Origin of the sequence: Mesorhizobium sp. M0184 (genome assembly GCF_040322215.1) — a bacterium.
Taxonomy (GTDB): Bacteria; Pseudomonadota; Alphaproteobacteria; order Rhizobiales; family Rhizobiaceae; genus Mesorhizobium.
Window position 1 is genome coordinate 1 of sequence record NZ_JAMYSZ010000022.1, and the last position, 12952, is coordinate 12952.

A 12952-nucleotide genomic window follows, 5' to 3' on the forward strand; every position below is an offset into this window, starting at 1 on the left:
GAAACGGTCGAGCCGTTCGAATACGCCAAGGGCGATCTCATCCGCCGCGTACAGCAGCATGGCTTCGTCTCCATTCTTGGCCGCACCATGCGTTTGTGCAGGGCCTTCACAGGAAAATCCGTCGCCTTCAGGCCCACCGCCACAGACGGTGTCTTCGACGCCTGGTTCAGACATCAGAAAATAGAAACCATCGACCTCAATGTCCTGGCGCGATAGCATGCAAAACTGTTCGCGATGTCCTCGCACATCTGTTCGCGATGTCCCCAGTCCAAACACCCTTGTGGGAGAAGGTGGCCGAGCGAAGCTCGGTCGGATGAGGGGTGTTCCAGGGAACGCCAGCCTCTCACTCCGCTGGAACACCCCTCATCCGTCTCGGCGCTGCGCGCCGATCCACCTTCTCCCACAAGGGGAGAAGGGAAGACGCGCCAAGGCTATGCCAACTCCTCGCTGTGGCTGATCTCGACGCCATACTCGGCGGCAGCGTCCAGCATCGTATGCCACAGGCTTTCCGCGAAGGTGGCGAACACCAGAAGATTGAACACCGCCTGTCCGTCCGGCCGGTCATTGCCGCGCCAGAGATTGATGCTGGTGTGATCGACCGAGGTCGCCGCAGCGGTGCCGGCCGGGAACGCCGCGGGGTGCAGGTCTAGCGACGACAGTTTGGCCAGCATCGCGCGCGCCTTTTCTCCGGAAACGCTGATCAGCGCGCGGGCATGCGACTGGTCGGACAACGAGGCGGATTGCGCAAACGCCTGGCTCAGCGGTTCGCTCGCGTGCTTGCCGCCATTGGACAGGACCAGGAACTGATCCGGGCCCGACCAGATCAGCGTAGCGTCGGGAGTTCGGGTCGCCTTGGGCGTTTCCGGGGCGGCAACGCCGAAGCGGGTTTCGGCGGCCTTCGCCAGTTCTGCCGCTTTGCCGCGCCGCGCCATCACCTGGATCAGGTCGAAATTGCGGATCTCGGTGAGCGATACGCCGGCCGCCGTGCCGCGCGCGCCATAGGCGCCGACAACAAGCGCTTTCTCCAGCGGACTACGGGCAATCCAGGAAAACTCAGCCACGCTGGCGCCCTCCATCCGGATCGTAGAAGACCGGGCTGCACAGCTCGACATCGTAGTCTTCGCCGCGCAGCGGGTCTTGCGCATGGACGATTTCGCCGATGCGCTCGCGCCCGCGCTCAACCAGTGCCAACCCAATCCACTGGTCGAGCGTCGGCGAGAAGCAGACCGAGGTGACGTAGCCCTGGTCGTTATCGGGACCGGGCGTCTCGCCCTTCGGGATGATATGCGCGCCGGAACGCAGGCGGCGCGTCTTGTCGACCGGCTTGATGCCGACCACGACCTGGCGGTCCGGCGCAATCAGCGCCTCGCGCCCGGCCATGACGCGGCCGATGAAATCTTTCTTGCTGGACATCATCTTGCCCAACCCGAGGTCGGCGGCGGTCGTCGTGCCGTTCAGCTCCGGGCCGGCGACATGGCCCTTTTCGATGCGCATGACGCCGAGCGCCTCGGTACCGTAGGGCGTAACGCCGAACGGCTTGCCGGCCAGCATCAAATTGCGCACCAGCGCCTCGCCATAGCGGGCGGGAACCGAAATTTCGAACGCCATTTCGCCCGAAAACGAGATGCGGAACAGCCGCGCCTTGATGCCACCGCGAAGCGCGACTTCCCGCGCCCCCATGAAGGGAAAGCCCTCGTTCGATAAATCCTCCGCCGGATCGACCATTTCCCGAAGCAGGTCCCGGGTCTTCGGCCCGGCGATCGAGAACTGCGCCCATTGATCGGAGACGGATGTCAGCTGCACGTCGAATTCGGGGAACAGCACCTGCCGGCAGAATTCGAGATGCTGCATCACCAGCCCGGCCTTGGCGGTGGTGGTGGTCAGGAAATAGTGGTCCTCGGCCAGCCGTGACGTCGTGCCGTCGTCATAGACGATGCCGTCCTCGCGCAGCATCAGCCCGTAGCGGGCTTTGCCGACGGCTAGACTGGAGAAGGTGTTGATGTAGACACGGTCGAGGAAGGCGCCGGCGTCCGGGCCGTGCACGTCGATCTTGCCGAGCGTCGAGACATCGCAGAAGCCGACGCCGGAGCGCACCGCCTTGACCTCGCGGGTGACCGATTCCAGCCAGTCCTTTTCGCCGGCGCGCGGATACCATTGCGCCCGCTTCCACAGGCCGGTGTCGACGAACACCGCGCCCTGTTCGGCTGCCCAGTGATGCGACGGCGTCAGTCGTGTCGCATGAAAATTCTCGTCGCGATGATGGCCAGCGAAAGCGCCGATGGCGACCGGCACATAGGGCGGCCGGTAGATCGTCGTGCCGGTTTCGGGGATCGATTTGCCGCTGATTGCCGCCATGATGGCGAGACCGGCGACGTTCGAGGTCTTGCCCTGGTCGGTGGCCATGCCGAGCGTCGTATAGCGCTTGAGATGCTCGACCGATTCGAAACCTTCGCGCTGCGCCAGTTCGATGTCGGACGCAGTCACGTCATGCTGGTAATCGACGAAGGCTTTCCCTTTGCCGGCCACATACCAAAGCGGCGTCAGCGAAAACGCCTCTCTGTCGGCGACCGGCGATGTGCCGGCATTGCCGCTGCGTCCAGCACTCTGCGCTGCCGCAGCACCCGCGGCAAAGCCCTGGCGCAGGCAGTCGCCCAGCCCGAAGGCGCCGTTGGCGGCGCCGACGGCCACCATGCCGGGCGGCGCACCATCCGGTACGAAGGCTGCGATATCGTCCTGCCATTTCGGCCGGCCGCGATGATAGGAGGTCAGCCCGACCGCCGGATTCCAGCCGCCGGACAAGGCAAGCCCGTCGGCTTCGACTTCCGCCCGTGCGCCGCCGGTCAGCGACACCACGATTTTCCGGACCCCGTCCTTGCCGCTTTCGACCCCGCTGACCGAGCCGTTGAGCACGGCAAAGCCGCCTTTGGCGGCAAGCGCGCGATGCGCGGCGGAGACGTCCGGGCGCGCATCGACGACCGCCGCGATCTGCAAACCGGCGCCAAGCGCGGTCTCGACCGTGCGCCAGCCATCCTCATTGTTGGTGAACAGCGCGATCCTCTTGGCAGGGGTAACCGCGTAGCGCGCGACATAGGTCCGCATAGCCGAAGCCATCATCACGCCCGGCGTGTCGTTACCGGCAAAGACGATCGGCCGCTCGATGGCGCCGGCGGCGACGACGCAGCGCTTGGCCACGATCCGCCACAGCCGCTGGCGCACCTGGTGCTCGGGCGGCGAGGGCAGGTGGTCGTTGACCCGCTCGATGGCGCCATAGGTGCCGCCATCATAGACGCCGAACAATGTCGTGCGGGTCATGATGCGGACATCGGGCAGTGCGGCGAGTTCGGCCAGCGCGCGCGTAATCCATTCGGCCGCCGGCGCGCCGTCGATCATGCCGCCGTCGGCAAGCAGGCGGCCGCCAAGCGCGAAATCTTCCTCGCACAAGATGACGCGGGCGCCGCCGCGCCCGGCCGCCAATGCCGCCGCAAGCCCGGCCGGGCCGGAGCCGGCGATCAGCACGTCGCAATGCGCCCACGCCTTGTCATAGTGGTCGGGGTCGGCGACGCCAGCAGCGCGGCCGAGTCCGGCGGCGCGGCGAATCGTTGGCTCGTAGATCGTTTCCCAGAATTTCGCCGGCCACATGAAGGTCTTGTAGTAGAAGCCGGCGACGAAGATCGGCGCGAACAGCTGGTTGACCGCCATCAGATCGTGGCGCAGCGACGGCCAGCGGTTCTGGCTGGCGGCTTCGAGCCCGTCATAGAGTTCGGCCGTGGTCGCCTTGGTGTTCGGCTCGCGCCGCGCTCCGCTGCGCAGTTCGACCAGCGCGTTGGGCTCCTCCGAACCAGCGGTCAGGATGCCGCGCGGCCGATGGTATTTGAAAGAGCGGCCGACCAGCTTGACGCCATTGGCGATCAGCGCCGAGGCCAGCGTGTCGCCTTGGAAGCCGGCAAAGCTCTTGCCGTCGAAGCGGAAGGCCAGCGGCGCGGCGCGATCGATGAGACCGCCTGATACGAGACGATAGGGCTGGCTGGAGGTCACGTTTGCTGGCCCTTAAGCAGGAGCGCCGCGCTGCCCCTCATCGCCCTGCCGGGCACTTCTCCCCGTATAGTGACGGGGAGAAGGGGGCTGGCCGCAACCTCGGCGCCTTTCAGGGAACGTCGATGATTGGCGAAACAATCGATGACGGCGCCCCTCTCCCCGTCTCTATACGGGGAGAGGAGGCCGGCAGGCAGGTGAGGGGCGGCGCTAACCTGGACAGAATTCATCTTGCAGCCTGCCTTGCACCAACGCCTGCAGCCGGTTCGACCGCCGAAATCTCATGCGTCAGCGTGTTGCGGGCGACCTTCAGCCAGGCCCGGCAGCCGCCGCCATGATACCAGAATTCGCTCATCGGCCCGGCGACATTGTCGCGCAGATAGACGTAGTCGAAGATCTCGTCTTCGGTGGCGCCGGCCGCCGGACGCACCGGCTTGGCGTCGCCCAGATAGGTGAACTCGCCGAGTTCGCGTTCGCCGCAGAAGGGACAGACAATGCGCATGCTTCTTCAGCCAGCCTTCAATGCAGGTTCGGTTGGGCGCCCTGGCCCTTTTCGTCGATCATCGCACCTCGCCGGAAGCGGTCGAGGCGAAAGCGGATAGCCTCCTTGTGCGGCTCGTCGCGCGCCAGAAGATGGGCAAAGACCAGGCCGGAGCCGGGCGTCGCCTTGAAGCCGCCATAGCACCAGCCGGCGTTGAGATAGAGCCCGTCGACCGGTGTTTTGTCGATGATCGGCGAGCCGTCCATCGACATGTCCATGATGCCGCCCCACTGACGCAGCAGCCGTATCCGGCCGATCATCGGCATCAGCGCCATGCCGCCTTCGCAGACGTCTTCCATGACAGGCAGATTGCCGCGCTGGGCGTAGGAATTGTAGCCGTCTATATCGCCGCCGAAGACCAGGCCGCCCTTGTCGGACTGGCTGACGTAGAAATGCCCGGCGCCGAACGTCATGACATGGGGGATCAGCGGCTTGATCGCCTCGGAGACGAAGGCCTGCAGCACATGGCTTTCGATCGGCAGCCGCATGCCGGCCATCGCCGCGACGCGCGACGAGGAGCCGGCGACCGCCATGCCGACCTTGGCCGCGCCGATCCTGCCGCGGCTCGTCTCGACGCCGGTCACCTTGCCGCTGCCATCGCGGACAAAGCCGGTCACTTCGCAATTCTGGATGATGTCGACGCCGAGCGCGCTCGCCGCATGCGCGTAGCCCCAGACCACGGCATCGTGTCGTGCCGTGCCGCCGCGTCGCTGCAAGAGGCCGCCCTGCACCGGGAAACGTGCGTTGTCGAAGTTCAGGAACGGCATCATCTTCCTGACCGCCGCCAGATCGAGCAGTTCGGCATCGATGCCGTTGATGCGCATGGTGTTGCCGCGCCGCGCATAGGCGTCGCGCTGCGCGTCGGAATGGTAGAGGTTGATGACACCGCGCTGGCTGACCATGGTGTTGTAGTTGAGGTCCTGCTCCATCCGCTCCCACAGCTTCATCGAAAGCTCGTAGAAACCGGTATTGCCGGGCAGCCCGTAATTGGAGCGGATGATGGTGGTGTTGCGGCCGGCATTGCCGGAGCCGATCCAGCCTTTTTCCAGCACGGCGACATTCCTGATGCCGTATTCGCTGGCGAGGAACCACGCCGTCGCCAGGCCATGGCCGCCGCCGCCGATGATCACCACGTCGTAGTGGATCTTCGGGCTGGCGTCGCGCCAGGTGCGCTGCCAGTTCTTGTGGCCGGAAAATGCCGCCCGGGCGAGGGAGAAGATCGAGTATTTCATGAACCTGTTTCGCGCCGGGCGTGCAACAATTCCGGATCAGATGTCGAGCGTGTGGTCGCGCTCCCACTGGGTGAAGTGGGAAGCATAGGAATTCCATTCCTGCTGCTTGAGCTTTAGATAGGCCGACGAGAATTCCTCACCCAGCGCCGCCTTGAGCGATTTGTCGTTGTCAAACTCGCGCAACGCGTCGAGCAGGTTGAGCGGCAGCTTCGGCGCGCCCTCGACCGTATGGCCGAACTGGTACATGTCGATATCGTAGCGCCTGCCGGGGTCGGCCTTCGAGCGGACGCCGTCAAGGCCGGCGGCGATGATCACCGCCTGCAGCAGATAGGGGTTTGCCGCGCCGTCCGGCAGGCGCAGCTCGAAGCGGCCGGGGCCGGGCACGCGCACCATGTGGGTGCGGTTGTTGCCGGTCCAGGTCACCGTGTTCGGCGCCCAGGTGGCGCCGGAGATGGTGCGAGGTGCGTTGATGCGCTTGTAGGAATTGACCGTCGGGTTGGTGATGGCGGCAAGCGCGGACGCATGTTTCATGATGCCGCCGAGGAAATTCCTGCCCTTGGCCGACAGGCCGAGCTCCATCGCATTATCGGCAAAGACATTGGTCTTGCCATCTTTGTCCCACACCGAGATGTGCGCATGGCAGCCATTGCCGGTCAGGCCCTGGAAGGGTTTAGGCATGAAGGTTGCGCGCAGGCCGTGCTTTTCGGCGACCGATTTCACCATGAATTTGAAGAAGGAATGCTTGTCGGCGGTCGCCAGCGCATCGTCGAAGGCCCAGTTCATCTCGAACTGGCCGTTGGCGTCCTCGTGGTCGTTCTGGTAGGCGCCCCAGCCGAGCGCCAGCATGTGGTCGCAGATCTCGGCGATCACATCGTAGCGGCGCATCACCGCCTGCTGGTCGTAGCAGGGCTTCGACGCCGTGTCATATTCGTCGGAAATCGTCTTGCCATCCGGCGAGATCAGGAAGAATTCGGCCTCGACGCCGGTCTTGATGTGCATGCCGTCGCCAGCGGCCTCCGCGATCAACCGCTTCAGCGTGTTGCGCGGCGCCTGCTCGACCGATTTGTCGTCCATGATGCAGTTGGCGGCGACCCAGGCGACCTCCGGCTTCCAAGGCAACTGGATCACCGAGGCCGGATCCGGCACCGCCAGCATGTCGGGATGCGCCGGCGTCAGGTCGAGCCAGGTGGCAAAGCCGGCAAAGCCGGCACCGTCCCGCTGCATGTCGGCGATCGCCTGCGCCGGCACCAGCTTGGCGCGTTGCCCACCGAACAGGTCGGTGTAGGATATCATGAAATATTTGACGCCCTTCTCCTTGGCGAAGGCGGCGAGATCGTTCCCCATTATAGTTCCTCGCTTACTGGCATTTGGTTTGTTTTAGAAGCCGTTCTTGCCCGGTATCCAGTTGGTGCCGGCCAGCGGCACGCCGGCCATGGCGGCGGCTTCGATCGTCAAGGCGACAAGATCCTCGGGCTCGAGATTGTGCAGGCTGTTCTTGCCGCAGGCGCGTGCGATTGTCTGAGCCTCAAGTGTCATCACCTTAAGATAATTCGCCAGCCGTCGGCCGGCCGCAATCGGATCGACCCGTTTCATTAGCTCGGGATCCTGCGTGGTGATGCCGGCCGGGTCGCGACCCTCATGCCAGTCGTCATAGGCGCCGGCGGTGGTGCCGAGCTCGTTGTATTCCGCCTCCCAGCGCGGGTCGTTGTCGCCGAGCGCGACAAGCGCTGCCGTGCCGATCGACACCGCATCGACGCCGAGCGCCAGCGCCTTGGCGACGTCGGCCCCGTTGCGTATGCCGCCCGAGACGATCAGCTGCACCTTGCGGTGCATGCCGAGATCCTGCAGCGCCTGCACCGCCGGCCTGATACAGGCAAGCGTCGGCTGGCCGACATTTTCAATGAACACTTCCTGGGTCGCCGCAGTGCCGCCCTGCATGCCGTCGACGACGACGACATCGGCGCCCGATTTCACCGCAAGCGCGGTATCGTAATAGGGCCGCGCGCCGCCGACCTTGACGTAGATCGGCTTTTCCCAGTCGGTGATTTCGCGCAGTTCGAGGATCTTGATCTCGAGGTCGTCCGGCCCGGTCCAGTCGGGGTGGCGCGAGGCCGAGCGCTGGTCGATGCCTTTCGGCAGCGTGCGCATTTCGGCGACGCGGTCGGAGATCTTCTGGCCGAGCAACATGCCGCCGCCGCCGGGTTTGGCGCCCTGGCCGACGACCACTTCGATCGCGTCGGCGCGGCGCAGGTCGCGCGGGTTCATGCCATAGCGTGACGGCAGATACTGGTAGACCAGCGTTTTTGAATGGCCGCGCTCTTCCTCGGTCATGCCGCCGTCGCCGGTGGTCGTCGAGGTGCCGGACAGCGTCGCGCCGCGGCCGAGCGCTTCCTTCGCCGGGCCGGACAGCGAGCCGAAGCTCATGCCGGCAATGGTAATCGGGATTTTCAATTCGATCGGTTTCTTCGCATAGCGCGAACCGAGCACGACGCTGGTGTCGCAGCGCTCGCGATAGCCTTCGAGCGGGTAGCGCGAGATCGAGGCGCCGAGGAACAGAAGATCGTCGAAATGCGGCAGCTTGCGCTTGGCGCCGGCGCCGCGGATGTCATAGATGCCGGTCGCCGCGGCGCGGCGGATCTCGGAAAGCGTGTAGTCGTCGAAGGTCGCGGATTTGCGCGGCGTCGTCGGCGGGTTGCGATAGGTCATTGAGCCTCAATACGCGTCGGCGTTGTCGATATTGAAATTGTAGAGGGTACGAGCCGAGCCATAACGCTTGAACTCCGCCGCCTTGACGCCGGTCACACCGGCGCGGTCGAGCAAGCCTTGCAGCAATTCGAGATGCTCGGGCCGCATCTCCTTGGCGATGCAGTCGGCGCCGAGGCTTTCGACCTTGCCGCGCACGAAAAGCCGCGCCTCGTAGATGGAATCGCCGAGCGCATCGCCGGCGTCGCCCAGCACCACGAGGTTGCCGGACTGCGCCATGAAAGCCGACATGTGGCCGATATTGCCGTGGACGACGATGTCGATGCCTTTCATCGAGATGCCGCAGCGCGACGATGCGTTGCCTTCGATGACGAGCAACCCGCCCCGGCCGGTGGCGCCGGCATACTGGCTGGCATCGCCTTTGACGACGATCTGGCCGGACATCATGTTCTCGCCGACGCCGGGCCCGGCCGAGCCATGCACGGTGATGGTGCCGCCGTCGTTCATGCCGCCGCAATAATAGCCGACGCTGCCGCGCACATCGATGGCGACCGGCTGGTCGACGCCGACGGCGACCGAATGGCTGCCTCGCGGGTGGAGCACCTCCCAGGCGGTCTCGTTCGAACCGGGCGCCAGATCGTGCAGCGCCTGGTTGAGCTCGCGCAGCGACATTTCGGCCAGATCGAAGACCCGTGACGCATGGCCCGGCTCGCGAGCCGCCTTGGAGAGGTTAATTGCCGGCATTGGTTCAATGCTCCCAGAAATAGACGGTTGCGGGCTCGGGTTCCCAGACCTTCGCATTGTCTATGCCGGGCAGTTTGGTGAGCGCACGATATTCCGAGCCGAAGGCGACATACTGGTCGGTTTCGGCCATTACTGCGGGCTTGCAGGCGATCGGGTCGCGCACCACGCCGAAGCCGTTCTTGGTGCCGACGACGAAGGTGAAAAACCCGTCGAGATCACTCAGCGTGCCTTCCAGCGCCTCGCCGAGGTTCTTGCCATGCGCCATCTGCGAGGAGAGATAGGCGGCAGCGACCTCGGTGTCGTTCTCGGTCTCGAATGTCATGCCTTCGCGGATCAGCTCGCGGCGGACATTGTTGTGGTTGGACAGCGAGCCATTATGCACCAGGCACTGGTCGGCGCCGGTCGAGAACGGATGCGCGCCCATCGTCGTCACCGCCGATTCGGTCGCCATGCGGGTATGGCCGATGCCGTGGGTGCCGGTCATCTCGCGGACGCCGAAACGGTCGACGACCGCTTCCGGCAGCCCGACTTCCTTGTAGATTTCGACGACGTCGCCGGCGCCCATGATGCGGATGTCGGGGCGCAGCGTCTGGATCGCCTCGCGCGCTTCGTCGATCTTGGCAGGCATCGTCCGGACCACGGCATGCGTCGACTTCGCAGCAATGCTCACCGGCGCGCCGATCGCCTCGGCGAGTTCGGCGTCGAGGCCGCGGAAATCGCGCTCCGGCTTGGCCGACTGGATGGTGATCTTGGCTTCATTGGAGGACGCGCCATAGATGGCGATGCCGGCACTGTCGGGACCGCGATCGCTGAGCGAGATCAGCATCTCCGACAGCATCGCGCCAAGCTGGGGCTCGAGCGACTTGTCCTTCAAAAACAGTCCGACGATTCCGCACATGTCAGCCTCCGCGAGTTTGTTCCCTCCGAGATGTATCGAATGAGTCCCGGGAATTCAATTGGTATGAAAAAAATTTTCCTGTCGTTATATATCGGCTGAGGCGCTGCCGGCCGCACTGTCGCTGCGCTGGCCGCCATTGTGGACCCATTTGGCATAGCGGATGCGGGCGATCTTGTAGGCATCCAGGATCGACAGGGCATAGATCAGGAAGCCGCCGGCATGGCGTCCGACGAAGCTGGCGTCTGGCGGCGCGATCTTGGCGGTGACCCAGGCGAGGATCACCATGAAGAACAGGAATTGCAGGCCGCGCACCGGCACCCCGAGCACGACATGCCCGCTCGCCGGCAAGACAATCGCAGCGCCCAGAACCAGATAGGGGCTCGGTGGTGCGGGGGAGGTGGTGATCTGGCTGGTCATGCCGCTTGCCGTTCGCTTTGATTGATGGCATCGCGCAGCGCCGAAGCCGACGACAGCAGCCTCTCGATCAGCACCGGATCGAGCCTGACCGTGCCGAATTCGGCTTGCCGGAATACGCCGTAGCGCGCCCGCTCGGCCTCGGCCAGAAGCCAGACGATGCGCACGCCGTTCGGCGTGATCAACAATTCCTTGGCGCGCTCCTCAGCAAAGACATCGAGGTGGCCGGCGATGACGGTTTCGGGGAAGCGCACGCCCTTGCGGTCGCTCCGCAGCACCGCCTCGGCCGGAAATCCCGCCGCCTTCGGCAGCGTATGGTCGAGATGATCGAAATTGGAAAAGGTCGTCGGCGATCCCGGCCGCATCATCATATCGAAAGTGCCTGGTATCGCGACCTTTTCGGTGATCGAAACGCTCAGCCAGCGCGCCGGCAGCTTCCTGATCGCCAGCGTGTCGACGATGGTCCGCACCTGCACCCGCCGGCCGTTCCACGAGCCGGCGAAGGTGACGACGCCGGCAGTGCCGTCCGAGACGTTGGCCGCGTCGGGGACGACGGCGCGGACGCCGGCTTCGTCGGCGGCAAGCCCGGTCGAAGCCTTGGCGCGGCTGGCCCGCGCAAGCCAGGCTACGTGGAGGACGAGAGCCAGGGCAACCGCCCCGGCGAGCAATGCTGAGATCATTTCAGATATCTCGTCATGCACAGGCGCGCCCCATCCTGGGGCAGGGCTCTTCTATAGGAAGTCCCCCTTATCCGGCCGCGGAGCCTGTCCTCGGGCTTGCCGGAGGCAAGACCCGTGGGCGGCCACCTTCTCCCCGCTGGGGAGAAGAGGCTGGCATCAACGCCGGCGATCTCCTCTCCCCTCGGGGAGAGGTCGGATTGCCCCGAATTTCCCTTCGCAAATCGGTTTGGAATACCGGTGAGGGGGGACTTTCCCATATTCGATTGCGCTGCGTTTTGGGGGGAGCCTCCTTTACTCCTGTCAGTAGCCCTGCGGTTTCGGCCACGGCATGGTGAACTGGGCACCACGGCGCACGAATTTGTAGCGGTAGAAGTGGAACCATAGCGAGATCAGGAAGTAGAAGGCGACCATGGCGATCAGCTGCGAGCCGAAGCCGAGGAAGATCGCAAAGAAGGTGACCACGCAAAGGCAGAACAAGACGATAGCCGGCAGCGGATGGAACGGATGGGTGTAGCCGCGGCGGATCGAGCCGAGCGGCCACTTTTTCCTGAACATGATGATGTTGATGCTCATGAAGGTGTATTGCAGCACGCCCGACAGGATCGAGAAGGTGATCGCCTGGTTGAGGTCGGCGATGAAGGCGAAGGCGAGCGCGATCGGCAGCAGAAACAGGATCGAGCGATAGGGCGTGCGGTATTTCGGATGCACCGCCGAGAACCAGGTCGGCAGATAGCGGTCGCGGCCGAGCGAAAACCAGGCGCGCGCGGCGTCGTTGATGCAGCCATTGGCGGAGGCGAGTGCGGCAAGCAGCGTCGCGATGAACAACAGGTTTTCCAGCAGCGCACTGCCGGTCAGTTTGCCCGCGTCCCACAGCGGATAATAGGTGATGCCGAGATATTCCCAGGGCATCAGCGAGGCGCAGACATACCAGGTCATGGCGGCGGCGATCAGAAGCGTGATCATGCCGGCCATCGTGCCGTAGGGCAGCGAGCGCGCCGGCGAGCGAACTTCCTCGGCGGCCTGGGTGGTGCCCTCGATGCCGAGATAATACCAGATGCCGAACTGGAAGGCGGCGATGACGCCGATCCAGCCATAGGGCAGGGCGTTGCCCGGGGTCACCAACTCGTTCAGCTTGAGCACGGCGCCTTGCGTCCACGGGCTGACCGAGAAGAACAGGATGACGATCGAGACATAGGCTATGGCGGTGATGACGAAATTGACGTTGAGCGTCATCAGCACGCCGCGATAGTTCAGCCATGCCAGCACGACGATGGTCGCGGCGATGAAGGAATTGTGGTTGAGGCCCTCGACGCCGGCCTTGGCGACGATGGTGTCGCCGAGCAGGATCGCGTCCGACACTTCGAGCATGGTGTAGGCAAAGACCAGGAACAGCGCGACGTTGAAGGCCATCAGCGGCCCGACAATGTGCTTGGCCTGCGCATATTGGCCGCCGGCGGCGGCAACCGTCGAGGTAACTTCGGAATCGATCATCGCGACCGAGGTGTAGAGCAGCCCGACGATCCAGCAGACGATCAGCGCCGCCAGCGCGCCGCCCTTGTCCGCCGCGAAATTCCAGCCGGTGAATTCGCCGACCAGAACGATGCCGACGCCGAGCGCCCAGACATGGGCGGGGCCGAGCACCCTGAGCAGTGAAACCCTGTCGCCTTGCACTTGCACCGCTGGTTCAGCCGTGATCGTCATCGTTCAA

The 12952-nt window shown here is 64.5% G+C and carries 11 protein-coding genes and 1 pseudogene; 1 reads left to right on the forward strand and 11 read right to left on the reverse strand.

What is annotated here, in order from left to right; all coding sequences use genetic code 11:
- Positions 1-216 (forward strand): annotated as a pseudogene (locus NKJ23_RS23395) (IS481 family transposase); the annotation flags it as partial.
- Between the two features lie 215 nt (positions 217-431).
- Here the strand turns inward: NKJ23_RS23395 and NKJ23_RS23400 are convergent.
- The 11 genes from NKJ23_RS23400 to NKJ23_RS23450 form a co-directional block, all read right to left on the reverse strand.
- Positions 432-1061 (reverse strand): sarcosine oxidase subunit gamma, encoded by a 630-nt coding sequence (locus NKJ23_RS23400; RefSeq protein ID WP_352682688.1) that lies wholly within the window; start codon positions 1059-1061, stop codon positions 432-434.
- A complete protein-coding gene (locus tag NKJ23_RS23405) occupies positions 1054-4035 on the reverse strand; it encodes a sarcosine oxidase subunit alpha (protein ID WP_352682690.1) in 2982 nt (993 codons plus the stop codon). Before NKJ23_RS23405 ends, NKJ23_RS23400 begins: the two co-directional genes overlap by 8 nt.
- A 223-nt stretch (positions 4036-4258) precedes the next feature.
- Positions 4259-4534 (reverse strand): sarcosine oxidase subunit delta, encoded by a 276-nt coding sequence (locus NKJ23_RS23410; protein WP_352682692.1) that lies wholly within the window; start codon positions 4532-4534, stop codon positions 4259-4261.
- Positions 4535-4551: 17 nt separating this feature from the next.
- Positions 4552-5805 carry a sarcosine oxidase subunit beta family protein gene (locus tag NKJ23_RS23415; RefSeq protein WP_352682694.1) on the reverse strand — a complete coding sequence of 418 codons (1254 nt, stop codon included), beginning with the start codon at positions 5803-5805 and terminating at the stop codon, positions 4552-4554.
- Between the two features lie 36 nt (positions 5806-5841).
- Positions 5842-7149 (reverse strand): type III glutamate--ammonia ligase, encoded by a 1308-nt coding sequence (glnT, locus tag NKJ23_RS23420; RefSeq protein WP_023673983.1) that lies wholly within the window; start codon positions 7147-7149, stop codon positions 5842-5844.
- Between the two features lie 33 nt (positions 7150-7182).
- A complete protein-coding gene (locus NKJ23_RS23425; protein WP_023673984.1) occupies positions 7183-8511 on the reverse strand; it encodes an FMN-binding glutamate synthase family protein in 1329 nt (442 codons plus the stop codon).
- A 6-nt stretch (positions 8512-8517) separates the two neighbouring features.
- Positions 8518-9252 (reverse strand): GltB/FmdC/FwdC-like GXGXG domain-containing protein, encoded by a 735-nt coding sequence (locus NKJ23_RS23430; protein ID WP_352453795.1) that lies wholly within the window; start codon positions 9250-9252, stop codon positions 8518-8520.
- Between the two features lie 4 nt (positions 9253-9256).
- Positions 9257-10150, reverse strand: coding sequence for a class II glutamine amidotransferase (locus NKJ23_RS23435; protein ID WP_352682696.1), 894 nt, complete (start codon positions 10148-10150; stop codon positions 9257-9259).
- Between the two features lie 84 nt (positions 10151-10234).
- The gene (locus NKJ23_RS23440) at positions 10235-10567 is read right to left on the reverse strand and encodes a hypothetical protein (RefSeq protein ID WP_352453793.1); all 333 of its coding nucleotides are present in this window, start codon (positions 10565-10567) and stop codon (positions 10235-10237) included.
- Positions 10564-11253, reverse strand: a complete 690-nt coding sequence (locus NKJ23_RS23445; RefSeq protein ID WP_352682812.1) for a hypothetical protein — start codon at positions 11251-11253, stop codon at positions 10564-10566. Before NKJ23_RS23445 ends, NKJ23_RS23440 begins: the two co-directional genes overlap by 4 nt.
- A gap of 291 nt (positions 11254-11544) precedes the next feature.
- Positions 11545-12945 carry an APC family permease gene (locus tag NKJ23_RS23450; RefSeq protein WP_292653875.1) on the reverse strand — a complete coding sequence of 467 codons (1401 nt, stop codon included), beginning with the start codon at positions 12943-12945 and terminating at the stop codon, positions 11545-11547.
- Positions 12946-12952: the final 7 nt, after the last annotated feature.

Excerpts from the sequence above, each read along its gene's own strand:
- NKJ23_RS23410 (WP_352682692.1), bottom strand. The coding sequence starts at position 4,534 with ATGCGCATTGTCTGTCCCTTCTGCGGCGAACGCGAACTCGGCGAGTTC.
- NKJ23_RS23415 (WP_352682694.1), bottom strand. The coding sequence starts at position 5,805 with ATGAAATACTCGATCTTCTCCCTCGCCCGGGCGGCATTTTCCGGCCAC.
- glnT (WP_023673983.1), bottom strand. The coding sequence starts at position 7,149 with ATGGGGAACGATCTCGCCGCCTTCGCCAAGGAGAAGGGCGTCAAATAT.
- NKJ23_RS23425 (WP_023673984.1), bottom strand. The coding sequence starts at position 8,511 with ATGACCTATCGCAACCCGCCGACGACGCCGCGCAAATCCGCGACCTTC.
- NKJ23_RS23430 (WP_352453795.1), bottom strand. The coding sequence starts at position 9,252 with ATGCCGGCAATTAACCTCTCCAAGGCGGCTCGCGAGCCGGGCCATGCG.
- NKJ23_RS23435 (WP_352682696.1), bottom strand. The coding sequence starts at position 10,150 with ATGTGCGGAATCGTCGGACTGTTTTTGAAGGACAAGTCGCTCGAGCCC.
- NKJ23_RS23440 (WP_352453793.1), bottom strand. The coding sequence starts at position 10,567 with ATGACCAGCCAGATCACCACCTCCCCCGCACCACCGAGCCCCTATCTG.
- NKJ23_RS23450 (WP_292653875.1), bottom strand. The coding sequence starts at position 12,945 with ATGACGATCACGGCTGAACCAGCGGTGCAAGTGCAAGGCGACAGGGTT.